At 69.0% G+C, this 21926-nt stretch carries 21 protein-coding genes; 9 read left to right on the top strand and 12 right to left on the bottom strand.

Annotation, left to right across the window (positions count from 1 at the left end; genetic code table 11):
* Positions 1–6: 6 nt before the first annotated feature.
* The 5 genes from metH to ACT53U_RS13105 all read right to left on the bottom strand — a co-directional run bounded on the left by metH (position 7) and on the right by ACT53U_RS13105 (position 9791).
* Positions 7–3741: a methionine synthase gene (gene metH, locus ACT53U_RS13125; RefSeq protein WP_476155727.1), complete on the bottom strand. Its 3735-nt coding sequence runs from the start codon at positions 3739–3741 to the stop codon at positions 7–9.
* Positions 3742–3988: 247 nt separating this feature from the next.
* Entirely contained in the window at positions 3989–4837 is an 849-nt protein-coding gene (gene metF / locus ACT53U_RS13120; protein WP_476155725.1) for a methylenetetrahydrofolate reductase [NAD(P)H], read from the bottom strand.
* Entirely contained in the window at positions 4834–5913 is a 1080-nt protein-coding gene (locus ACT53U_RS13115; protein ID WP_476155723.1) for an ArsR/SmtB family transcription factor, read from the bottom strand. Before ACT53U_RS13115 ends, metF begins: the two co-directional genes overlap by 4 nt.
* A gap of 134 nt (positions 5914–6047) precedes the next feature.
* Positions 6048–7415, bottom strand: coding sequence for an undecaprenyl-phosphate glucose phosphotransferase (locus ACT53U_RS13110; RefSeq protein ID WP_476155722.1), 1368 nt, complete (start codon positions 7413–7415; stop codon positions 6048–6050).
* A gap of 303 nt (positions 7416–7718) precedes the next feature.
* Positions 7719–9791 (bottom strand): elongation factor G, encoded by a 2073-nt coding sequence (locus tag ACT53U_RS13105; RefSeq protein ID WP_476155721.1) that lies wholly within the window; start codon positions 9789–9791, stop codon positions 7719–7721.
* A 413-nt stretch (positions 9792–10204) separates the two neighbouring features.
* Here ACT53U_RS13105 and ACT53U_RS13100 point away from each other — a divergent pair, with 413 nt between their 5' ends.
* On the top strand, positions 10205–11518 hold the full coding sequence (locus ACT53U_RS13100; RefSeq protein ID WP_476155719.1) for a hemolysin family protein: 1314 nt from the start codon (positions 10205–10207) through the stop codon (positions 11516–11518).
* Between the two features lie 9 nt (positions 11519–11527).
* On the opposite strand, the gene ACT53U_RS13095 is transcribed toward ACT53U_RS13100, so the two are convergent.
* Complete coding sequence (locus ACT53U_RS13095) at positions 11528–12349, bottom strand: phosphatase PAP2 family protein (protein WP_476155717.1); 822 nt, start codon at positions 12347–12349, stop codon at positions 11528–11530.
* A 329-nt stretch (positions 12350–12678) separates the two neighbouring features.
* Here ACT53U_RS13095 and ACT53U_RS13090 point away from each other — a divergent pair, with 329 nt between their 5' ends.
* Together ACT53U_RS13090 and ACT53U_RS13085 are read left to right on the top strand one after the other, a co-directional pair.
* Positions 12679–13017, top strand: a complete 339-nt coding sequence (locus tag ACT53U_RS13090) for a hypothetical protein (protein ID WP_476155715.1) — start codon at positions 12679–12681, stop codon at positions 13015–13017.
* The gene (locus tag ACT53U_RS13085) at positions 13014–13742 is read left to right on the top strand and encodes a hypothetical protein (RefSeq protein WP_476155713.1); all 729 of its coding nucleotides are present in this window, start codon (positions 13014–13016) and stop codon (positions 13740–13742) included. Before ACT53U_RS13090 ends, ACT53U_RS13085 begins: the two co-directional genes overlap by 4 nt.
* A gap of 100 nt (positions 13743–13842) precedes the next feature.
* On the opposite strand, the gene ACT53U_RS13080 is transcribed toward ACT53U_RS13085, so the two are convergent.
* The 4 genes from ACT53U_RS13080 to ACT53U_RS13065 all read right to left on the bottom strand — a co-directional run bounded on the left by ACT53U_RS13080 (position 13843) and on the right by ACT53U_RS13065 (position 16459).
* Complete coding sequence (locus ACT53U_RS13080; protein WP_476155711.1) at positions 13843–15045, bottom strand: pyridoxal phosphate-dependent aminotransferase; 1203 nt, start codon at positions 15043–15045, stop codon at positions 13843–13845.
* A 251-nt stretch (positions 15046–15296) separates the two neighbouring features.
* The gene (locus ACT53U_RS13075) at positions 15297–15581 is read right to left on the bottom strand and encodes a DUF2798 domain-containing protein (protein ID WP_476155710.1); all 285 of its coding nucleotides are present in this window, start codon (positions 15579–15581) and stop codon (positions 15297–15299) included.
* A 177-nt stretch (positions 15582–15758) separates the two neighbouring features.
* Positions 15759–16022 (bottom strand): SemiSWEET family sugar transporter, encoded by a 264-nt coding sequence (locus tag ACT53U_RS13070; protein WP_476155709.1) that lies wholly within the window; start codon positions 16020–16022, stop codon positions 15759–15761.
* A 92-nt stretch (positions 16023–16114) separates the two neighbouring features.
* Positions 16115–16459: a DMT family protein gene (locus tag ACT53U_RS13065; RefSeq protein ID WP_476155707.1), complete on the bottom strand. Its 345-nt coding sequence runs from the start codon at positions 16457–16459 to the stop codon at positions 16115–16117.
* A gap of 140 nt (positions 16460–16599) precedes the next feature.
* Between ACT53U_RS13065 and ACT53U_RS13060 the strand changes: the two genes are divergently transcribed.
* Both ACT53U_RS13060 and ACT53U_RS13055 read left to right on the top strand, forming a co-directional pair.
* On the top strand, positions 16600–17301 hold the full coding sequence (locus tag ACT53U_RS13060; RefSeq protein WP_476155705.1) for a class I SAM-dependent methyltransferase: 702 nt from the start codon (positions 16600–16602) through the stop codon (positions 17299–17301).
* A 109-nt stretch (positions 17302–17410) separates the two neighbouring features.
* A complete protein-coding gene (locus ACT53U_RS13055) occupies positions 17411–17788 on the top strand; it encodes a DUF3775 domain-containing protein (protein ID WP_476155703.1) in 378 nt (125 codons plus the stop codon).
* Positions 17789–17792: 4 nt separating this feature from the next.
* Here ACT53U_RS13055 and ACT53U_RS13050 read toward each other — a convergent pair whose 3' ends face one another.
* Entirely contained in the window at positions 17793–18467 is a 675-nt protein-coding gene (locus tag ACT53U_RS13050) for an MBL fold metallo-hydrolase (RefSeq protein ID WP_476155701.1), read from the bottom strand.
* A gap of 125 nt (positions 18468–18592) precedes the next feature.
* Here ACT53U_RS13050 and ACT53U_RS13045 point away from each other — a divergent pair, with 125 nt between their 5' ends.
* Positions 18593–19195, top strand: coding sequence for a DM13 domain-containing protein (locus ACT53U_RS13045; RefSeq protein WP_476155699.1), 603 nt, complete (start codon positions 18593–18595; stop codon positions 19193–19195).
* Between the two features lie 242 nt (positions 19196–19437).
* Here the strand turns inward: ACT53U_RS13045 and ACT53U_RS13040 are convergent, their stop codons facing one another.
* Positions 19438–20064, bottom strand: a complete 627-nt coding sequence (locus tag ACT53U_RS13040) for a hypothetical protein (RefSeq protein WP_476155697.1) — start codon at positions 20062–20064, stop codon at positions 19438–19440.
* Between ACT53U_RS13040 and ACT53U_RS13035 the strand changes: the two genes are divergently transcribed.
* The 3 genes from ACT53U_RS13035 to ACT53U_RS13025 all read left to right on the top strand — a co-directional run bounded on the left by ACT53U_RS13035 (position 19990) and on the right by ACT53U_RS13025 (position 21913).
* Positions 19990–20247 (top strand): cold-shock protein, encoded by a 258-nt coding sequence (locus ACT53U_RS13035; RefSeq protein ID WP_476155695.1) that lies wholly within the window; start codon positions 19990–19992, stop codon positions 20245–20247. The two genes, ACT53U_RS13040 and ACT53U_RS13035, sit on opposite strands and share 75 nt — an antisense overlap.
* A gap of 210 nt (positions 20248–20457) precedes the next feature.
* Entirely contained in the window at positions 20458–21330 is an 873-nt protein-coding gene (locus tag ACT53U_RS13030) for a 23S rRNA (adenine(2030)-N(6))-methyltransferase RlmJ (RefSeq protein WP_476155693.1), read from the top strand.
* Positions 21331–21463: 133 nt separating this feature from the next.
* The gene (locus ACT53U_RS13025; protein ID WP_476155692.1) at positions 21464–21913 is read left to right on the top strand and encodes a hypothetical protein; all 450 of its coding nucleotides are present in this window, start codon (positions 21464–21466) and stop codon (positions 21911–21913) included.
* Positions 21914–21926 lie beyond the last annotated feature (13 nt).

Raw genomic sequence — 21926 nt, 5'->3', positions numbered from 1 at the left:
CTGCCCTCAGCCCCGACCCGGCACGTAGGCGAGGATCGGCGCCAGCCAGCGCTCGGCGGTGGCGAGGTCCCAGCCCTTGCGCGCCGCGTAGTCCTCGACCTGGTCCTTCTCGATCTTGCCGACGCCGAAATAGTGGCTCTCGGGATGCGAGAAGTAGAGGCCGGAGACCGAGGCGGCCGGGAACATGGCGAAGCTCTCGGTGAGTTCAATGCCGGCGCGGTGCGACGGGTCGAGCAGACGCCAGAGCGTCGCCTTCTCGGTGTGGTCGGGCTGGGCCGGATAGCCGGGGGCCGGGCGGATGCCGACGTATTTCTCGCCGATCAGCTCGGCCGTCGACAGCGTCTCGCCGGCGGCATAGCCCCAGAACTCCTTGCGCACCTTCTCGTGCAGCCATTCGGCGAAGGCTTCCGCCAGACGATCCGCCAAGGCCTGCGACAGGATCTTGGAATAGTCGTCGTTGGCGCGGGCATAGCGTTCGGCGATCTCCGCCTCGCCGATGCCGGCGGTGACGGCGAAGGCGCCGATCCAGTCTTTCGGCCCGTCCACGGGCGCGACGAAGTCGGCGAGCGCCAGATTGGCGCGGCCGCCGCCCTTGCGGTCCATCTGCTGGCGCAGGGTGTGGAGACGCACCAGCGGCGAGTGCCGGCTCTCCTCGGCGAAGAGCTGGATGTCGTCGCCGACAGACTGCGCCGGCCAGAAGCCGACGACGCCCCGGGCCGAGAGCGAGCCCTCCGCGACGAGCTTCGTCAGCATCGCCTGCGCGTCTTCGAACAGCGCCTTCGCCGCCGGGCCGACCTTGGCGTCGGTGAGGATCGCCGGATAGCGGCCGATCAGCTCCCAGGTGGCGAAGAACGGCGTCCAGTCGATGTAGGGAACGAGCTCGGCGATCGACGGGGCGACCTCGCGGATGCCGAGGAAGCTCGGCTTCACCGGCGCGTGGGCCGCGAAGTCCGGCCGGAACGCCGCCTCGCGCGCCGCGACGAGCGAGACGCGCTCCTTCGCCGCCCCGCCGCGGGCATGCGCCTCGCGGATCGCGGCATAGTCGGCCGAGATCTCCGCCTTGACCCGCGCCTTGTCGGCGCCGATCAGCGACGAGGCGACGCCGACCGCGCGGCTGGCGTCGATCACGTAGACAGCCTGATTGCGGTCGTAGGCCGGGTCGATCTTGACCGCGGTGTGGACGCGGGAGGTCGTCGCACCGCCGATCAAGAGCGGCACGTCGAAGCCCTGCCGCTCCATCTCCGAGGCGACGTGCACCATCTCGTCGAGCGACGGGGTGATGAGGCCGGAGAGCCCGATGATGTCGGCCTTCTCCTCGACGGCGCGGGCGAGGATCTTCTCCGCCGGCACCATCACGCCGAGATCGACCACGTCGAAGTTGTTGCAGGCGAGGACGACGCCGACGATGTTCTTGCCGATGTCGTGGACGTCGCCCTTGACGGTGGCCAGCACGATCTTGCCGGCCGACGAGCGGCCTTGGCCGCCGCCCGCCGCCTTCTCGGCATCCATGAAGGGCATCAGCACGGCGACCGCCTGCTTCATCACACGGGCCGACTTCACTACCTGCGGCAGGAACATCTTGCCCGAGCCGAACAGGTCGCCGACGACGTTCATGCCGGCCATCAACGGCCCTTCGATGACGTCGAGCGGGCGCTTGGAGGCGACGCGCGCCTCCTCCACGTCGGCCTCGATGAAGGTGGTGATGCCGTGGACGAGCGCATGCTCCAGCCGCTTGGCGACCGGCGCCTCGCGCCAGGAGAGATCGACCTCGCGGGGCTTGCCGACCTCGCCCTTGAAGCGCGGCGCGGCCTCGAGCAGACGCTCGGTCGCGTCCGCCCGGCGGTTCAACACCACGTCCTCGGCGAGATCGCGCAGATCGGCGGGCAGGTCGTCGTAGACCGCCAGCTGACCGGCGTTGACGATGCCGAAGTCCATGCCGGCGGTGATCGCGTGGAAGAGGAACACCGAGTGCATCGCCTCGCGCACCGGCTCGTTGCCGCGGAACGAGAACGACAGGTTCGACACGCCGCCCGAGACATGGGCATGCGGCAGCTCGGTCTTGATGAAGCGCGTCGCCTCGATGAAGTCGAGGCCGTATTCGGCGTGTTCCTCGATGCCGGTCGCCACCGCGAAGACGTTCGGATCGAAGATGATGTCTTCCGGCGGGAAGCCGACCTCTTCGGTCAGGATGCGGTAGGACCGCGCGCAGATCTCCTTCTTGCGGAGGAGCGTGTCGGCCTGGCCGGTCTCGTCGAAGGCCATGACGACGACGGCGGCGCCATAGGCGCGCACCTTCTTCGCCTGTTCGACGAAGTTCGCCTCGCCTTCCTTGAGCGAGATCGAATTGACGATGCCCTTGCCCTGCAGGCACTTGAGGCCCGCCTCGATCACCGACCACTTGGATGAGTCCACCATCACCGGCACGCGGGCGATGTCGGGCTCGGAGGCGACGAGGTTGAGAAAGGTCACCATCGCCTTCTCGCCGTCGAGCAGGCCCTCGTCCATGTTGACGTCGATGATCGCCGCGCCCGCCTCGATCTGCTCCTTGGCGACCGCGAGCGCCGCCGGATAGTCGCCGGCGGTGATCAGCTTGCGGAACTTGGCCGAGCCGGTGACGTTGGTGCGCTCGCCGATGTTGACGAAGCGCATCTCGGGGAGATGGGTGAAGGGCTCGAGCCCCGAGAGCCGCATGCGCGGCTCGACCACCGCCACCTTGCGCGGCGCGTGGCCGGCGACCGCCTTGGCGATCGCCGCGATGTGGTCGGGCGTGGTGCCGCAACAGCCGCCGACGACGTTGACGAGGCCGGAGGCGGCGAACTCGCCGACGAGCTCGGCCATCGCCGCCGGGCTCTCGTCGTAGAGGCCGAATTCGTTGGGCAGGCCGGCGTTGGGATAGGCGCAGACCAGCGTGTCGGCGACGCGGCTGATCTCGTCGATGTGGGCGCGCATCTCCTTGGCGCCGAGCGCGCAGTTGAGGCCGATCGAGAACGGGCTCGCATGGCGCAGGCTGTACCAGAACGCCGTCGGCGTCTGGCCGGACAGCGTGCGGCCGGAGAGGTCGGTGATCGTGCCGGAGATCATCACCGGCAGACGGAAGCCGCGCTCCACGAACAGCGCTTCGATGGCGAAGATCGCCGCCTTGGCGTTGAGCGTGTCGAAGATCGTCTCGACCAGCAGGATGTCGGCGCCGCCGTCGACGAGACCGCGCGCGGCCTCACCATAAGCGACGGCCAGATCGTCGAAGGTCACGGCGCGATAGCCCGGATCTTCCACGTCGGGCGAGATCGAGGCGGTGCGGTTGGTCGGGCCGATCGCGCCGGCGACGAAGCGCGGACGCGAGGGATCGGCGGCGAAGGCCGCGTCGCAGGCCTCGCGCGCCCGGCGGGCGCCCTCGACGTTGATCTCGTAGGCCGCACTCTCCAGCCCGTAGTCGGCTTGCGCGATCGTCGTCGCCGAGAAGGTGTTGGTCTCGACGATGTCGGCGCCGGCAGCGAGATACTGGGCATGGATGCCGCGGATCACGTCGGGGCGGGTGATCGACAGGAGGTCGTTGTTGCCCTTGAGGTCCTTCGCCGCGTCGGCGAAACGGGCGCCGCGATAGTCGGCCTCCGCCAGCGCGTGGCGCTGGATCATCGTGCCCATGGCGCCGTCGAGGACGAGGATGCGCTCCGCGGCGATTGCGGCCAGCGTCTCGGCGAGCTTCGCGGCGGTGGCGGCGGTGTGGCTGAAGGGCTTGGTCATGGCTTCCTCGTCTTGAACTGAATTCTCGTCGTCGGGTCGGATCGCCGGTCGAGGCTGTCTTCCCCGGAGGCCTGCGGAGGCCCTTCATCCTGAGGTGCGAGCAGAGCGAGCCTCGAAGGGCGAAGGGCCGAGTGGTACTGCCCGTCGTGGCTTCGCCCTTCGAGGCCCGGCTGCGCCGGGCACCTCAGGGTGAAGCCGAACATGGCAGAGGCCACGCCCATCCCGCACCGTCCGCCCCTACCCCACTCTACCCCAGGCTCGCCACGATGCCCGTGACGAGATCCGCCCGGTTCATCGTGTAGAAGTGGAAGTCCTCGACCCCGCGGGCGCGCAGATCCGCCACCTGGTCGATGCCGAAGTCGATCGCCGCCTTGGCCCGTTCGGCCGCATCCTCGCCGACGCCGGCGAAACGCGCCCTGACCGCATCCGGCACGCTGGCGCCGGTCTTCTCGGCGAAGCCGGCGACGGCGGAGAAATTGTGCACCGGAATGATGCCCGGCACGATCGGGATCGAGATCCCGGCGGCGCGCACCCGCTCGAGGAAGCCCTCGAACAGGTCGTTGTCGAAGAAGAACTGGGTGATCGCCCGGCAGGCGCCGGCATCGACCTTGCGCTTCAGATTGTCGATCTCGGCGTCCCAGCTGGCGCTCTCGGGATGGCGCTCGGGATAGGCCCCGACCGACACTTCGAAGCCGCCGATCGCCATGATCCCCGCCACCAGATCGGCGGCGTAGGGGTAGCCGCCCGGATGCGGCCGATAGGCGGTGCCGACACCCTCCGACGGATCGCCGCGCAGCGCCACGATGTGGCGGACGCCGGCGCCCGCATAGGCGCGCACCACCGCGTCGACCTCGTCGCGGGTCGCCGAGACGCAGGTCAGATGCGCCGCGGGCACGAGCTTCGTGTCGCGCACCAGTCGGGCGACGGTGTCGTGGGTGCGTTCGCGCGTCGAGCCGCCCGCCCCGTAGGTGACGGAGACGAAGGCGGGATCGAGCGGCGCCAGCTTCTCGACCGCCGCCCACAGCGCGGTCTCCATCTTCTCCGTCTTGGGCGGGAAGAACTCGAAGGAAATGACGGGGCGAGCCGAGACGGTCATGCGATGGCTTTCCTGGAATCGGATGCGACGAGGATGCGGGGATCGCGGGCGAGCCACAGCGTCACCGTGAGGGCGCCCTCGGTCGATGACGCGCGGTCGGCGCTCGGCGGCAGATCGCGGACCTCGACCACGTCGAGGCCGGCCTGTTCGAGCAGGCGGGCGATCTCCTGATGCGAGAAGCCGAGCCGGCGGTGGGCATGGCTCTCGCGCAGGAATTCGAGATCGTGCGGCGCGAAGTCGACGACGAGGAAACGCCCGCCGGGGCGCAGCGCACGCGCCGCCTCGCGGATCGCCGAGCCCGGATCGTCGAGATAGTGCAGCACCTGATGCACCGTCACGACGTCGAAGGCGTCGCGCGCGAGGCCGAGCGCGTGGACGTCGCCGTGCTGGACGCGGGCCCGCGTCAGCCCGGCGCGATCGAGCTCGGTGCGCGCCGCCGCCAGCATGTCGTGTGAGGCGTCGACACCGACGGCACGCTCGAAGCGATCGGAAAGCAGCGTCAGCATCCGCCCCGTGCCGGTGCCGATGTCGAGAAGCTGGCCGAAGGGACGATCGCCGAGAATGTCGCGGATCGCCTCCTCGACGCGGGTCTCCTCGACGTGGAGCGAACGCAGCCGTTCCCAGTCGCCGGCATGATCGGCGAAATAGGCGGCGGTGCGCTCGGCATGGGCCTGTTTCACCGTCGCCAGCCGCTCGCGGTCGCGGCCGATCGGCCCATCTCCGGCGTCCAACGTCGCGAGCAGACCGCGCACCAGGGCGCCGGCCGCGCCGTCGTCGGCGAGGCGGTAATAGACCCAGGCGCCCTCGGGGAAACGCTCGACGAGACCGGCCTCGGTCAGGAGCTTCAGATGGCGCGAGATGCGGGGCTGCGACTGGCCGAGCACCGCGGTCAGATCCTTGACCGTCAGATCGCCGGCGGCGAGCAGCGTCAGGATGCGCAGGCGCGACGGCTCGCCGCTCGCCCGCAGCACCGAGACCAGTGCCTCGGCCGAGAGCGTGCCGCCGCCGAACCGCCCGGCAGGGGCGGCATCGGGCGCGGCAGGAACGGGCGCGGAGGAGATCGGCTTCGTCTTCATGAAGAACGATATAAAGATATCTTTATATCATTTCAACGGCAGAACGCGATCGGCGTGGCGATGGCCGAAAAACCGAGAAGCCGCGGCGTCCCCCCGGACCACCGCGGCTTCTCCCCTCCCCGTCGGAGGTGTCCTCAGAAGGCGTTGTCGTCGAACAGGACGATCAGCGCCGTCACCATCAGGATGCGCAGGTCGAGCCAGATCGACCAGTTCTCGATGTACCAGAGGTCGTGCTCGACGCGCGCCCGCATCTGCTCGACCTCGCGGGTCTCGCCGCGCAGGCCCTTGATCTGTGCCCAGCCGGTGATGCCCGGCTTGACGTGCTGGCGCAGCGCGTAGGAGGCGATCAACCCGTCGTAGTAGTCGTCGTGGGCGAGCGCGTGCGGCCGCGGCCCGACCAGCGACATGTCGCCCCGGAGCACGTTGAAGAGCTGCGGCAGCTCGTCGATCGAGGTGCGGCGGATCATCCTGCCGATGCGGGTGATGCGCTGATCGCCGCGGGTCGCCTGGACGACGTCCGAACCGTTCTCGCGCACCGTCATCGAGCGGAACTTGAGGATCGAGAAGGGCCGCGCGCCGAAGCCCTTGCGATGCTGACGGAACAGGATCGGCCGGCCGCTCTCGACGACGATGGCGAGCGCCGTCAGCACCATCAGCGGTGCCAGGAGGAGGAGGCAGAGCGAGGCGACGGTGACGTCGAGCACCCGCTTCGCCGCCCGGTCGAGTTTCGACAACGGCGCGCGCTGCAGCTCGAGCCCGACGAGATCGCCGACCCGCAGCAGCGGTCGGGCGAGCATCCGCTCGGTCTCGTGATCGGCGAAGAGATGGATCGGCACCGGCACCGGCCCGAGCTCGGCGCGCAGTTCCTCGATCTGGCGGCGGTCGTTCCACGAGGCGAAGACCCAGACGCCGTCGAGCGGCCGTTCGGCCAGCGTCCGGCGCACGTCCTCGCCGACGCGACCGCCGACGAGGCCGGGGCCGGCGTCGTCGCCCGGCGCCACCACGGTGAGCGAGGCGACCCCGACGCCGTCCTGCGCCAGCCGTGCGGCGAGCCGCGCCGCGCCGCCGTCCTCGGCCACCGCCACCACCGCGACGCGGCTGTGCGAGACGGCGCCGGAAGCGAAGGCCCGCGCCAGCGCCCGCGCGCCGAAGCCGTGCAGCGCCGTCAGCACGAAGCCGCCGACCACGAACCACAGGAGCACCGTGCCGCGAGCGAAGGATTCGCTCGCCCTGAGCAGGAAGCCGATCCAGGCGAGGTTGAGGAAGACGAAGGTCCAGGCGACGAGCACGTGCCCGACCTGCTGCCGCGCCACCGACAGGGCGGCGGTGCGATAGGCGCCGCGCACGCCCATGAAGGCGAGGAAGATGCAGCAGGCGAGCGCCGCCATCGCGAGCAGGATGTCGCCGGGACCCTGGGGCAGGAAACCCTGGTAGACCCGGGCGGTCACCACCGCCGACCCGAAGATCACCGCGACGTCGCATGCAACCGTGACGATCTGCAAGACTTCCGTCGACCAGCGACGCCTTCCGGCGCCTACCGGCACGGACCTCCAGAGAGGAACATGAGACCGACTGTGATCGAACGACGCCATGTATCGATCCGGGACCAGCGATGAGCAGATGCAGAAAGGATTTCTTCATCTTTCTGCATCGGAACAGGCCGCCGACACCAGAACGAACTGTCTGGAAGGTTAATCCCGGCGCCGGCTTCGCGACGGGACTCCGACACCCCTTCCGTGGCGGAAGAACGGCAGGGCCGGCGGTTTGCTCCGCCGGCCCCCGGATTTACGCTGCGACACGTTCGCTCACGCCGCCTGATGCGCCGCCTTGGCCCGCTCCAGAACCTTCTGGGCGACGTGGCCGGTCACTTCGGCGAGATTGTCGAAGCTCTGGCGATAGGTGCCCACCCCTTGCGTCGCCGAGCGGATGTCGACGATCAGATGGTCCATCTCCGCCTGCGGGATCAGCGCCTCGACCACGTCCCAGCCTTCCCATCCCGGACGCGCGTCGTAGCCGAGCAGCTGGCCGCGACGACCGGAGACGATCTGATTGATGCGCGCCGTGGCATCCGACGGCGTGGTGATCGACACCTTGAGGATCGGTTCGAGCAGCGCCGAATGGAGCTGGGCGAGCGCCTCCTTCATGCCGATGTGGGCGGCCGTCTTGAACGCCATGTCGGAACTGTCGACGGTGTGATAGCTGCCGTCGACCAGCGCGACCTGGAGGTCGACGACGGGGAAGCCGTGCAGGCCCTTCTCCAGGAACTCCGCGACACCCTCCTCGACCGCCGGGATGTACTGCCGCGGCACCACGCCGCCGGTGATCCGGTCGGCGAAGACGAAGCCCGAGCCGCGCACGCCGGCCGAGACCTCGAGCGCGACGTCGCCGAACTGGCCGTGGCCGCCCGACTGCTTCTTGTGCCGCCCGCGGACCGAGACGTTGCCGTGGTAGGATTCCTTGTAGGGAACCGACACCGGACCCGTCTTCACCTTGATCGCGAACTTGTGCTCGAGCCGCTCCAGCGCGACGCGCAGGTGCATCTCGCCCTGGCCCTCGAGAATGGTCTCGGCGGTGTCCTGATCCTGACGGACGAGCAGCGAGGGATCCTCCTCGACGATCTTGGCGAGCGCCGCCGAGAGCTTGACGTCGTCCTTGTGGTCGAGCGAGGCGATGGCGAAGCCCATCACCGGCTCGGGCGCGTCGAGCGAGACCAGCGCCGGAATGCCGCCCTTGCGCGCGGCGAGCGTCGTGCCGGTCTGCGCCGGATCGATCTTGCCCAGCGCCACGGTCTCGCCGGCCACCGCCTCGGCCTTCTTCTGCTGCTCCTTGCCGACCAACTTGTAGATGCCCGAGACGCGGTCCGACGAACCGTCGGAGGCGAAGAGCGTGGCGCCGTCGACGACCTTGCCGGTGAGCACGCGGCTGACCGACAGTTTGCCGCCGTGCGGCGTGTGGATGGTCTTCATGACCTGGACCACCGCGTCGCCGCCGCAGTCGAGGCCGAGCCGTTCGCAGGTCTCGGCGAGGCCGGGGGCCTCGTGGCGCAGCGCCTTCAACAGCCGGCTGACGCCGTTGCCGTGCTCGGCCGAGCCGATGAACACCGGACAGATCTGGCCCGCACGCAGTTCCTTGACGAGATCGTCGAAGACCTCGTCGCGCGGCGGGGCGACGTCCGACAGCAGTTCTTCCATCAGATGATCGTCGTAGTCGGCGATGCGCTCCAGCATCTGGTAGCGCGCCTCGACCTCGGCCGACTTGTCGGCATCGGAGATCTCGGTGACTTCGGACGCGGCGTGCTCGTGCCAGACATAGGCGCGCTCGAGCGCCAGATCGATCGATCCGACGGTCGCGCCGTTCTTCACCAGCGGGATCTGGCGCAGCACGAGGGGAACGCGCGAGGCGGGCTGCATCAGCTCCAGCACGTCGCGGACGCCGCCTTCGGTCTTGTCCAGCTTGTTGAGGAAGAGGATGTGGGGAATCTCGCGGTCTTCCAGCATGCGCAGGGTGAGCTGCAGTGCCGGGATCTTCTTGGCGTCGGCCTCGGCCACGACGATCGCGACGTCGACGCCGGTCACCGCCGCCTCGGCCTCAAAGGCGTATTCGACCGAACCGGGGCAATCGAGGAACGTGTAGCGGTCACCGAGGAATTCGCATTCGGCGACGTTGAGCTCGACGCCCATCCGGTGGTCGCGCGCTTCCTGGGACGCATCGCCGACGGTCGTTCCCGCCGCCACGGTTCCTGCTCGGGTCACGGCCCCCGTGCGTTCGAGAATGGCCTCGAGCAGCGTGGTCTTGCCGCTGCCGAAGGGCCCCACGAGCGCAACGCACCGGGGCCCGCCTCGTCTGCCGCCGGTCTGTCCCTTGTCGGAGGAGGTCATGGCAGTCTCCAATCCTGTCTCGTTGATTGTTCTCTTTATGTTCCCCCATCCCACGCCCCGCGCGACCTCGGCCGGCGGGGGGATGGGGTGCGGCGGGCACCTCGAGAGGGGCGCGATCCGACGCGGGGAGGATCGTCGCGCCGTTTTTTTTCCCGTGCAAGCCGCGAGGATCGCCGTGCGGGCGATTTCACCGACCGCGCGTATCCGGGCCGATCGCACACCTTCTGGCCAAGCATCTGAAACGACGATCGTTTCGCCGGCGAAGCGGCGATCGCTCGGCGTCTTTCCGATCCGTGTTGCTCCGTAGATCGCAACTTCCTTGCCCGCCGACCGCGAAACCGCACACGAGCGCGCGTTTATCTGCTAAGGTCCGCGCTCTTTCATGGTTCGGAGGGGCTCGGCCCGCGTATCGGATGTTGACCGTCGACTTGCTGATCTTCGCGGCACTCACCCTCGTCAATGCTCTCTTCGTCGCCTCGGAAATGGCGCTGGTCTCGGCCCGTCGCGCCCGCATCGCCGCGCTCGCCGACGACGGTGATCGCCGTGCCCGCCGCGCGCTCGAACTCGGCGAACATCCCGGCCGCTTCCTCTCCGCCGTGCAGATCGGCATCACGCTGACGGCGCTGATCGCCGGCGCCTCGTCGGGCGCCCAACTCTCCGAACGCTTCGCCGACTGGCTGATCGTGACCTGGCCCGCCTTCGCCTGGGCGGCGAAGGAGACCGCCTTCGTCGTCGTCATGATGATCATGACCTTCGTCACCATCGTCTTCGCCGAACTGGTGCCCAAGCGTCTCGCCATCGCCCGGCCCGAGCCGATCGCCCTCGCCATGGCCGGCTTCGTCGACGTCTTCTCGCGCGTCACCGCGCCCTTCGTGTCGCTCCTCAACGGCACCTCGAACTATCTGCTCGAACGCCTCGGCGTCCACGAGACGACCGGCGCCGACGTCACCGAGGACGAGGTGATGCACGTGCTCGCCGAAGGCGTCGAGGCCGGCGTCCTCGACCCGGAAGAGCGCGAGATGCTGGAAGGCGTCATGCGCGTCGCCGACCGCCCGGTGCGCGCGGTGATGACGCCGCGCCCCGATCTCTACTGGATCGACCCGCAGGATCCGCCCGACCGCCTGCGCGACGAGATCCTCGAATGTCCCTATTCGGCGATGATCGTGGCGGAGGGCTCGATCGACGAGCCGATCGGCCTTCTCTACAAGAAGGACCTGCTGCGCGACGCCGTCGAGGGCCGCGTGCTCGACCCCAAGGCGCATCTGAAGCAGCCGCTGATCGTGCCGGAGAGCGCGCAGGTGCTGAAGCTGCTCGAGCGCTTCCGCGACACGCCCGTCCATGCCGCCTTCGTCGTCGACGAATACGGCGGCCTGCAGGGCCTCGTCACGCTCACCGACATCGTCGAGGGCATCACCGGCGACTTCGCCGACGTCGACGCGCCGCAGGTCTCCGGCCCGGTCCGCCGCGACGACGGCTCGTGGCTGATCGACGGCGACGAGGCGATCGACGAGCTCGAACGTCTGGTCGATCTGCCCGACCTCGAGCACGAGGGCTATCACACCGTCGGCGGCCTGATGCTGTCGGTGCTCGCCCGCATCCCGACCGAAGGCGACAAGGCCGTGGTCGGCGACTGGATCTTCGAGGTGGTCGACATGGACGGCCGCCGCATCGACAAGATCCTGATCACCCCCCGCACCCCGCCGATCCCGGAAGAAGACGCCGCCTGACGGCAGCGGTCATCGCGTCGCCTCGGCGGCGACGGCCGCCCGCGGCTCCGCTTCGCCCGCTCCCGCGCGCCCGCGCACCAACCACCGGCTGGCGACCACCGCGACGACCGCCACCGCCAGACCGGCAGGGACGTCGACGAAGTGATGGCCGCCGTCGGCCGGCACCGCCGCGACGACGAGCAGGTTGAGGACGACAGCGACCGGTGCGACGAAACGCACGCCGCGCAGCGACCACGCGGTCAGAACCGCCATCGTCGTGTGGAACGACGGACAGCCGACCAGTCCCACCAGTGTCTCGAACCGCAGCACCGGCACCGCGCCACCGTGATAGGCGACGAGCGCCTCGGCATAGGCGCGATCCATCGCCAGAAAGAACGGCGGATCGGCCATGCCACGCTCGTAGGCGAGCGGCAGCGCGCCGAAGCTCGGGAAGAGGCACCACGTCGCCACCACCACGATCGCGCCGAGCATGAAGGCGAGGATGAGACGCTCGAGCTCCGGCAGGTGCCCGGTGAAGCCGAGGATCAGGATCGCCACCACGACCTGCCCCTGCGTCGACATGTAGGCGAGCGAGAGGATCGTCCCGACGATCCGCGAACTCTTCACGGTGGTGACGTAGCCCCACCAGTCGAGCCCGAGCGCCCGATCGAAGGCCGCCAGTTCGACGTCGATGCGTGGGCGATGGAGGTCGAAGCCGAAATAGTTGAGGAGCGCGATCGCCAGCGAGAAGGCGATCATCAGCGCCGCGGCACGCGCCGTCGCCGCGATTCGCCGATCGACACGCACTCGGTCGTAGAAGAGTGTCAGCCCAACTAGCCCGATGGTGATCACAAGCGGTGGCCAGAACGACGCCCAGTCGATGCGGAGCGAAACAAGCGTTCGGGCGCCTCCGAGCACCATCCACGTAGCGATGACGAGGGTGGGGGCCGGCCCTCTCCACCTTCGCCTGTCCATCGTTCGTCCTCCTCTCGACATCTCATTTCGCCATTCTGGCGGATGAGGCGTGAAGGGTGCGTAACGCTCGGGTCATTCTGCATGAATATCAAAAATTGCATTTCAAATAGAAACAATGATTGAATGCGGACTCGTTCGATATGATCATGGAGCCGCCCGATCAACCCGCCTCCCGGCGGTGAACCGGGCCGGGAGGGACGACCGCCATGACCCGCGCGTCGCTGTGGCTAGCCATCATGATCGCCTCGGCGTTTACCGCATCGGCGCAACCCGTGTTGTTGCCGCCGAGCGGCATCGATCGACAGCTGAACCTGGATCGGCTCGGCCTCGGCAAGGACCGCCCTCTCAATGGAAACGAGATGGTCGTCCCGAATGTCGAATACATGACCGTGCCACCGCCGCCTGTCCTACGGGGCGGCGGCTCGGCGACGCCGCCGGCGCCCGGCCGAGTGCCGACGTGGCCGACGTGCGCCCCCATTCCGGACCAACCGACGTTTTGCTTTTGCATCGATCGGGATGGGCCTGCGAAGAGGGCCTGCCCATGAAGCGCCTGCCCTGTGCCTTTGCAGCACTCATCATCGCGATTTTCGTCGGCACGGCGAACTCGACGACAGCGGCGGAACTCGCCAAACACGCGCCCGTCGGGGCGGACGTCGCCACCATGCCGACTACGCGACCCACGCTCTCCCTCGAGGAAGAGCGCGACGCCTACAGGCTCAACTACGAGAGGATACGCGAGGCGTACACGGAGCTCCAGAACAGCATCGACGGACAGGACATGGCCTTGCGACAGGCCGTGATCGACACGAATATCGAGATTGCCCGTCAGAACGCCCAACTTGCACGGGTTCGGACGGCCGCCTTCAACGACCAGCGCACGGCCGGCTTCGTGATCCTCGCCGTGGTCTCGGCGATCATCGGCACGGCGCTCTTCCTTGCCTATCTGCAGCTGAGAGCTGGCATTTACAAACCAATAGCGACTACGCGGGCCGGCGCGATCGAAGGCGGTGGCGACGCACCTGCCGAAAAAGCCTACGGAACCACCATCAACCTGTCGCCGAGCAGTCTTGCGCTGTCGACGTCGGTGGTCGGCGTCGTGATCCTGCTGATCTCCCTAGCCTTCATGTACGTCTATCTCGAACGCGTCTATCCGATCCGCGAACTCGGAGGGGCGGCATCGGGCGCCGGGACGACGACGTCCGCGACGGCGAAGTCCGACACGGTCGACAAATCCGCAACGTCGGTTACAGCACCACCCACCGAGCGATGACGGTTGCCGAAGGCGCCCTGCCCGAAACGAAAAAACCCCGCCGACGGCGCCGTCGGCGGGGTCCTTCCATATCACGTCGCGGCGCCAGTGGGCCGATCGATCAGCGCAGGTTGCCGCAGAAGCGCTGGATGCGCTTGCAGGCTTCCTCCAGCGCCGAAGTGGCGGTGGCGTAGGAGATGCGGAAGTGGGGCGCCAGACCGAAGGCCGCGCCCTGGACCACCGCGACGCCCTCGACCTCGAGCAGCTCGGTGACGAAGTCGTCGTCCGAGGTGATGACCTTGCCCGAGGGCGAGGTCTTGCCGATCGTGCCGGCGCAGGACGGGTAGACGTAGAAGGCGCCTTCCGGGGTCGGGCAGGTGATGCCCTTGGCCTGGTTCAGCATCGACACGACGAGGTCGCGGCGCTCCTTGAACACCTTGTTGTGCTCGGCGATGAAGCCCTGCGGCCCGTTCAGCGCCTCGACCGCCGCCCACTGGGCGATCGACGACGGGTTCGAGGTCGACTGCGACTGCAGCGTCGCCATCGCCTTGATCAGCGCCTCGGGGCCGGCGGCGTAGCCGATGCGCCAGCCGGTCATGCAATAGGCCTTGGAGACGCCGTTCACCGTGAGGGTGCGGTCATAGAGGCCCGGCTCCACCTGCGCCGGGGTGGCGAAGGTGAAGTCGTCGTAGACGAGGTGCTCGTACATGTCGTCGCTCATCACCCAGACATGGGGATGACGCATCAGCACGTCGGTCAGCGCCTTCAGCTCGGTGGCGGTGTAGGCCGCGCCCGACGGGTTCGACGGCGAGTTGAAGATGATCCACTTGGTCTTCGGCGTGATGGCGGCCTCGAGCGCGGCGCCGGTCACCTTGAAGCCGGTCTCGATGCCGGCCTCGACGAAGACGGGCGTGCCGCCGGCGAGCAGCACCATGTCCGGGTAGCTGACCCAGTAGGGCGCCGGAATGATCACCTCGTCGCCGGGGTTCAGCGTCGCCATCAGCGCGTTGTAGAGCACCTGCTTGCCGCCGGTGCCGACCGACACCTGGCTCGGCTTGTAGGTCAGGCCGTTCTCACGGGCGAACTTGGCGCAGATCGCGTTCTTCAGCTCCGGGATGCCGTCGACCGCGGTGTACTTGGTCTGGCCGTCGCGGATCGCCTTGATCGCGGCTTCCTTGATGTTCTCGGGCGTGTCGAAGTCGGGTTCACCGGCGCCGAGGCCGATGACGTCGCGCCCGGCCGCTTTCAGCTCGCGCGCCTTGTTCGTCACGGCGATCGTGGCGGAAGGCTTGATGCGCGAAAGGCTGTCGGCGAGAAAGGCCATGACGGTTCTCCGTTGTCGGGTGCCACGAGATCGGCACGAAGAAGGCACGTGGAAATTCTGCCCCGAAAGGACGGTCCTTGCGGGAACCGCGGGACCCTAGTCCCGGTCGCCCGGACGGGCAAGCCGTTTTCCTTGATGAATGCGATCGAATTCGGCGATCGGAGCACCCTGCGAACGGACCGAATTGGGACGCCGCTCCGTCCGCGCCGCGTTCGATCGGCGCTGACGGAACGGCTCCGCGAGCGGGCGCCTCAGCGCGCCCGTTCGCCCGGGGCGGCGACGATCATCGTCGCCACCTTGCGGACGGCCGGCAGCGCGATCAGCAGGACGGGAAAGGCGATCACCCAGGAGAAGGCCCAGGCGCGCATCCAGCGGCCGATCAGGCCCTCGACGAGGCCGATGCCGAGCGCCGTCGAGACGCCGGAGACCACGAAGGTCATGACGATCGACAGCAGGAACGGCAGCACGATGCCCATCGCGGAAGGCGGCAGCTTGCGCGATCGGCGACGGGAAGAGGAGGAAGAGAGAGTCGTCATCGACATCATCCATGAAGCGTCGTCGAGCCGGAGCACCCCTCGAACGGATTCGTTCCGTCGAAGTCCCCGGTCTCGATCGAACCGAGGTTGGTGCGTTGCTTGACGTCAGACGCTTACGGACCCGCGATTGCGGCGACGGCCCCTTGTCTCATATTTGCGAATGCCTCGCAAGACCTCTCACCCGTGGCGAATCTTCTGCACCACGATGGCGAGGTTCAGCGCCAGCGAGACCGCATTGGCGATGATCACCGGCCACGAGCCGATCAGCAGCCCGTAGACCAGCCACAGCGAGATGCCGCCGGTGAAGGCGGAGAAGGTGACGAGCGACAGCGAGGCGACGTCGCGGTGGCGAATGGCGCGCAGCGTCTGCGGCAGCCAGCACAGCGTCGTCAGCACGGCAGCACCTGCGCCGACCAGTTCGGTCTCGAGGGGGGAGAGCATCGGCGGGATCTTTCTCGCGAGGCCCGCGGGATTCGCGGGACACCTCTTCTAGCGCGACCCGGACGCGCGCGGCAGGCGGCCGCGCGCAACCCTCACCACTTCTGGAAGACGAGGAAGGCGCCGAGCGCGATGAAGGCGAAGCCGAGCACGTGGTTCCAGCCGATCGCCTCCTTCAGCCAGAAGAAGGAAAAGAGGCCGAACACCACCAGCGTCACCACCTCCTGGATCGTCTTCAGCTCGATCGCCGAATAGAAGGCATGGCCCCAGCGGTTGGCCGGCACGGCGATGCAGTATTCGAAGAAGGCGATCATCCACGACACCAGCACGACCAGCCACAGCGGCCGGTTGGGATAGGCGAGATGGCCGTACCAGGCGAAGGTCATGAAGACGTTGGAGACGACCAGCATCAGGATGGGGTAGAGCATCGTCAGGTTCATCTGTTCCTCTCGGCAAGTTCGGCTCGCTCGCCGGCCACCCCGACCAAGACCGGAGCATTCCTCTGTCCACGACGACGACGACCCAGCGCCTGCGTTACGAGGTGATCCACCTGTGGGGCCTCGTCACGGGCTCGCGGCTCGTGAACATCGGTTTCGCGCCGCCCGATCAACCGCCCGGCACCGTCGTGAAGACCCGCGACCTGCGTGCCCGCGGCCTTACCGTCTACGCCGAACTTGCTACTTTCGTCGAGGCCTCGGCGTGCACAGCACCCGCCCGCGGCCTCGAGATCGGCTGCGGCCAGGGCGACGGCCTGCGCCGCCTCGCCGAGGTCGCCGGCGGCCGCTGGACCGGCATCGACCTCTCCGCCGTCGCCACGCTGATCTGCCGTCTGCGCGGCCTCGACGCCCGGCTCGGGACCAACACCGCCCTGCCCTTTGCCGACGGCACCTTCGACCGCGTCGCCGCCGTCGAGGCCACGTTCATTTTTCCGCGATCGGACGAGGTCCTGCGCGAAGCCACCCGCGTGCTCGCCCCCGGGGGACGCATCGGCATCGCCGAATTCCGCCGCGGATCGATCGACGACACCCGCCGCTTCGTCGAAGCCCGGGCCGAGGCCGCCGGCCTCGAACTCGTCGCCTTCGCCGACCGGACCGAAGACGCCCGCCGCGCCATCCTGACCGGCGAGCCGGCCCGCGCCGCGCTGCTCGCCCTGGTGCCGTCGCCGCTCCGCGCCGGTTTCACCGAGACGCTGTCGCTCGAAGGTTCCGGTCGCCACCGCTCCTGGCGCGAGGGCGAATTCTGCTTCTTCCTCGCCGCCCTGAAGCGCCGGGGCGACGCCTGAGCCCGGTTTTCGCTACGGAAACTTTTTGATCCGGCTCATGGCCCGCGGCGTCCGAACGCGCCACACTTCCCCTGCCGAACACGAAGAAACCGACGGCAGGGAGGCGGAGATGGATCTGTCGATCGCCAAAGTCCTCGAACTGGTCGAGCATCTGCGCATGCTCGACGCCGAGAACGGCGACGGACGCGTGGAGGGTGCCGACGACGACGTCGAGGCCGGAGCCGGCCACCTCTACGAGGACTACGACCGCGACGGCGTCGAAGCCCAGGTCCGCGGCGTCATCGATTCGCTCAACGTCGACGAACAGGCCGACCTCGTCGCCCTGCTGTGGGTCGGCCGCGGCGACTTCGAGGCCGAGGAGTGGCCCGCCGCCGTCCGCCGCGCCCACGAACGCCGCCTGCGCTCGACCGCCGCCTACGTCATGGGCCTGCCCAACGCCGGCGACCTCCTGGAAGAAGGCCTCGCCGCCGTCGCCGCCGACGCGTGAACCCTCAGTCCTCCGTCAGGAACGGGTTCGACGCCCGCTCGCGGCCGAAGGTGGAGGTCGGCCCGTGGCCGGGCAGGAAGCCGATCTCGTCGCCGAGCGGCAGGAGCTTCTCGGTGATCGAGGCGATCAACGTCGCATGGTCGCCGCCGGGGAAGTCGGTACGGCCGATCGAACCGGCGAAGATCACGTCGCCGACCACCGCGAAGCCGGCGTCGCGCGAGAAATAGACGACGCTGCCCGGCGAATGGCCGGGGCAGTGGATCACCTCGAGCGTGAAGGGGCCGACCGTCACCCGGTCGCCGTCGTGGAGCCAGCGGTCGGGCGTCACCGCCTCGAACCCGGCCATGCCCCACTTCTTCGCCGATTCGGGAATACGGGTGAGCAGGAACTCGTCGCCCTCGTGCGGCCCCTCGATCGGCACCGCCCCGCCCTGCTTCGCCTCGAGCGCCGCCTTGAGCGGCGTCGCCCCGCCGGCATGGTCGAAATGACCGTGGGTGATCAGGATCTTCTCGATCGTCACGCCGAGTTGCTCGATCGCCGCGAGGATCTTGCCGATCTCGCCGCCGGGATCGGTGACGGCGCCGCGCTTGGTCGCCTCGTCGAAGAGAATGGCGGAATTCTGCTGGAGCGGCGTCACCGGGACGATGGCGAGCCGCAGGCTGGAAGGCGTATCGGTCATGAAGTTCCTCTCGGCCGGGATGCGACCTCGCATCGCGCGAGGCGAACGGACTCGCGTCCCGGCGCGAGGCATAATATGTCCTGCGACGATCCCCCGTCGAGCCGCGACCAACCGGAGCCTGCGAGATGAGAACCGCCCTGACGCCGATCGTGCGCCTCGCGACGCTCGCCCTGGCGACCGTCCTCGCGGCGCCGCTGGCCCTGAGCGCGACCGACGACGTGGTGCCCGGCCCCCTCCGCCCGCTCGGAGGCCCCGGCGATGCGGTCGCCGCCGCGCCCACCCAGCCGGCGAAGCCGACCAAGCCCGCCGCCCCGCCGATTCTGCGCGACGCCAAGGGCCGTCCGCTGTCACCCGCCCAGCAGCAGCAGGCCGCCCTGCCGGCCAAGGTCTGGGTCGGCGTGCTGGCGCCGGTCGTCCGCGGCGAACTCGCCCGCGGCAAGATCCGGCTCGACACGACCACCCGCCGCGTCGACATCACCGACTTCGCCGTCACCGACGCGCCCGACCTCGAGGTCGCACTCGTCGCCGCCGACCGGATCGACGACAACGCCGCCCTGATGGCCGCCAAGCGCGTGTCGCTCGGCCGGCTGAAGCGGATTCGTTCGCCCTTGGCACTGAAGGTGCCGGAGGCCGTCGATCCGGCGGTCTACCGCACGCTCGCCGTGTGGTCGCGCCGCGATCGCGCGCCGCGCGGGCTGGCCCGGCTGCAGCCCGAGCGCCCGCGCTGATCCGATCGGCGCGGATCGGTGCTTTTCGGTAAACCGCACGTGAACCCTGCGTCACCGCAGCGGCCCGCGTGACGGCCATCCGGCCCGCGGCGGCCTTGCCCTTTCTCGCCATTTCGTCCATAAATCGGCGAGGCGGCGGTTCGGAACTTGGGCGAGACGGTCGGCGCGACCGGTTCTCGGCGTTCGAGGGCAGACGGAGGCTTTACCTCCCGATCCCCTGAAAGCGAGAAAAACAGCGCAAATCATGTCCCGACGTGTAACGTACCTGCCTCGTCTTCCCTCGCGACCGACCGGTCCCGGGGGAACGTGTCGTACATAGGGGGCTCGAGCCCCGCGGGAAAGGACTTGGAATGAGGGATCGTGGTTTCGGCGGCGGGCGTGGCGGCGACCGCGGCGGTTTCGGACGTGATCGTGGTGGTTTCGGCGACGAGGGTTTCGGCGGCGGACGTGACCGCGGCTTCGGCGGTGGCGATCGTGACCGCGGTGGCTTCGGCGGCGGCGATCGCGGCGGCTTCGGCGGCGGCGACCGCGGTGGTTTCGGCGGTGGCGACCGCGGCGGCTTCGGCGGCGGCGATCGTGGTGGTTTCGGTGGCGGCGGACGTGATCGCGGCGGCTTCGGCGGCGGCGATCGTGGCGGCTTCGGCGGTGGCGAAGGCGGTGGTTTCCGTCCGCGTCGTCCGTTCGGTGGCGGCGAAGGCGGCGGCGATCGCGGCTTCGGTGGTGGCGACGATGGTGGTTTCCGCCCGCGCACCCCGCGTCCGCAGGTCGAGCGCGGCCCGCGTCAGAACGGCACCGTGAAGTTCTTCAACGCCGAGAAGGGCTACGGCTTCATCACCCCGGACGAGGGCGGCGCCGACGTGTTCGTTCACGTCTCGGCGGTCGAGCGTTCGGGTCTCGGCACCCTCGACAAGGGTCAGAAGATCTCGTTCGAGACCGAGCCGGACAAGCGCGGCAAGGGCCCCAAGGCCGTGAACCTGCAGCCCATCGAGGGCGGCGAGGCTCCGGCCGAGGAAGGCCTCGACGCTCCGGAAGCCTTCGACGACGAGGAATGATCCGTCCGGGCTCTCTCGAGAGAGCCACGTGACGGCCAGCGACGCGACGCCGACCCGGTCGGCGCCGCGGAGCCTGAGATCGACCCTCCCGCGCTCCCGCGCCGGGAGGGTTTTTCGTCCCGACCCGCCCGTTCGCCCGGTCCGTTCCCACAGCCCCTACCCGCCCGACCGCACCCGCCCGATCCGACGCCAACCGACCGACGCCCGCCGATGAACTACCGTCACGCCTTCCATGCCGGCAACTTCGCCGACGTCGTCAAACACGCCGCGCTCGCCCGCATCCTCGTCCATCTGACGGCGAAGGAGACGCCCTTCCGCGTCCTCGACACCCATGCCGGCATCGGCCTCTACGACCTCTCCGGCGACGAGGCGAGCCGCACCGGCGAATGGCGCGACGGCATCGGCCGCGTGCTCGCCGCCCCCTTCGACGCGCCGGTCGCCGAGCTGATCGCCCCCTGGCTCGAGGCGGTCGCCCGCGTCAACGGCCTGACCTCTCCGGCCCACCTGACGGCCGAGCGCCTCGCCGTCTATCCCGGTTCGCCGCTGGTCATCCGCGCCGGCCTGCGTCACGACGACCGCGCCGTCGTCACCGAGCTCCACCCGGCCGATGCCCGGACCCTCGCCGATCTCTTCGCCGGCGACGCCCTGCTGAAGGTGGTCGAGCTCGACGGCTGGCTGGCGCTGAAGTCCTTCCTGCCCTTCAAGGAGCGCCGCGGTCTCGTCGTGATCGACCCGCCCTTCGAGAAGCCCGGCGAGTTCGACCGCCTCACCCGCGGTCTCGTCGAGGCGACCCGGCGCTTCGCGAACGGCACCTATCTGATCTGGCATCCGATCAAGGACCTCCGCGATCTCGCCCGTTGGCGCGAGGACCTGAAGGCGACCGGCCTGCGCCGTCTTCTCACCGCCGACTTCGCCGTCGCCGGGCCCGCCGCCGACGGGCCGCTGACCGCCTGCGGTCTGACCATCCTCAATCCGCCGTGGAAGCTCGCCGACGAACTCGCCGTGATGCTGCCGCCGCTCGCCGAACGCCTGGCGATCGGCCCCGGCGCCTCGTCCCGCGTCGACTGGCTGGTGCCGGAGTGAGGCCGGCCGCCGGGGGCGATGCCGCCTTTCGCGCTTGACCCTCGCCTTGGCCTCCCCCATCGTCGCGATCGATCCGGACGCGTACGCACCCCGAGTCCCCTGCGTGCGCCCGCATCTCTTCGAAGGACCGACGATGTTCCTGTCCGCTTCTCTCCGCCCGCTCGTCGCCGCCGGCCTCCTGGCCGCAGCCGCCCTCGCCCCCGGTCGGGCCGCCGCCGAGGCGCCGTCCGTGCCGGTCGCCGAATGCGACGCCGCCACCGTGCTCTACACGGTCCGCTCCTCCTTCGCCCATGGCGCGGCGCGGGTCGAGAAGGACAACCTCGAGATCGCCGAGTTCGGCACGATCCGCAGCCAGGGCGCCACGGTGAACGATCCCTCGCCGATCCCGCGGCGCTGGTGCTACGCCCCGGTGAAGCTCTCCGACGGCACACGCTCGACCGCCTATTGGCGCATCGACGACTCGGCCGGCTTCGCCTCGCCGGGCCTCTTCAACATTCACGACCGGATCGAAGTCTGCGTCCTCGGCCGCGACCGCTGGCGCGTCCACGACGGCACCTGCCGCACCGTGCGCCGCTGGTGGTGAGCCACGCCTCGAC

Source organism: Pinisolibacter sp. DMC19, from assembly GCF_056313985.1.
This window is presented reverse-complemented; position numbering and strand designations above follow the sequence as displayed.

What these genes read in the sequence shown, in the direction of transcription:
- ACT53U_RS13075 (WP_476155710.1), bottom strand. Translation starts at nt 15,581, where the DNA reads ATGACGACTCTCTCTTCCTCCTCTTCCCGTCGCCGATCGCGCAAGCTG.
- metH (WP_476155727.1), bottom strand. Translation starts at nt 3,741, where the DNA reads ATGACCAAGCCCTTCAGCCACACCGCCGCCACCGCCGCGAAGCTCGCC.
- ACT53U_RS13045 (WP_476155699.1), top strand. Translation starts at nt 18,593, where the DNA reads ATGAGAACCGCCCTGACGCCGATCGTGCGCCTCGCGACGCTCGCCCTG.
- ACT53U_RS13100 (WP_476155719.1), top strand. Translation starts at nt 10,205, where the DNA reads ATGTTGACCGTCGACTTGCTGATCTTCGCGGCACTCACCCTCGTCAAT.
- ACT53U_RS13105 (WP_476155721.1), bottom strand. Translation starts at nt 9,791, where the DNA reads ATGACCTCCTCCGACAAGGGACAGACCGGCGGCAGACGAGGCGGGCCC.
- ACT53U_RS13115 (WP_476155723.1), bottom strand. Translation starts at nt 5,913, where the DNA reads ATGAAGACGAAGCCGATCTCCTCCGCGCCCGTTCCTGCCGCGCCCGAT.
- metF (WP_476155725.1), bottom strand. Translation starts at nt 4,837, where the DNA reads ATGACCGTCTCGGCTCGCCCCGTCATTTCCTTCGAGTTCTTCCCGCCC.
- ACT53U_RS13090 (WP_476155715.1), top strand. Translation starts at nt 12,679, where the DNA reads ATGACCCGCGCGTCGCTGTGGCTAGCCATCATGATCGCCTCGGCGTTT.
- ACT53U_RS13065 (WP_476155707.1), bottom strand. Translation starts at nt 16,459, where the DNA reads ATGAACCTGACGATGCTCTACCCCATCCTGATGCTGGTCGTCTCCAAC.
- ACT53U_RS13050 (WP_476155701.1), bottom strand. Translation starts at nt 18,467, where the DNA reads ATGACCGATACGCCTTCCAGCCTGCGGCTCGCCATCGTCCCGGTGACG.
- ACT53U_RS13025 (WP_476155692.1), top strand. Translation starts at nt 21,464, where the DNA reads ATGTTCCTGTCCGCTTCTCTCCGCCCGCTCGTCGCCGCCGGCCTCCTG.
- ACT53U_RS13085 (WP_476155713.1), top strand. Translation starts at nt 13,014, where the DNA reads ATGAAGCGCCTGCCCTGTGCCTTTGCAGCACTCATCATCGCGATTTTC.
- ACT53U_RS13070 (WP_476155709.1), bottom strand. Translation starts at nt 16,022, where the DNA reads ATGCTCTCCCCCCTCGAGACCGAACTGGTCGGCGCAGGTGCTGCCGTG.
- ACT53U_RS13030 (WP_476155693.1), top strand. Translation starts at nt 20,458, where the DNA reads ATGAACTACCGTCACGCCTTCCATGCCGGCAACTTCGCCGACGTCGTC.
- ACT53U_RS13055 (WP_476155703.1), top strand. Translation starts at nt 17,411, where the DNA reads ATGGATCTGTCGATCGCCAAAGTCCTCGAACTGGTCGAGCATCTGCGC.
- ACT53U_RS13080 (WP_476155711.1), bottom strand. Translation starts at nt 15,045, where the DNA reads ATGGCCTTTCTCGCCGACAGCCTTTCGCGCATCAAGCCTTCCGCCACG.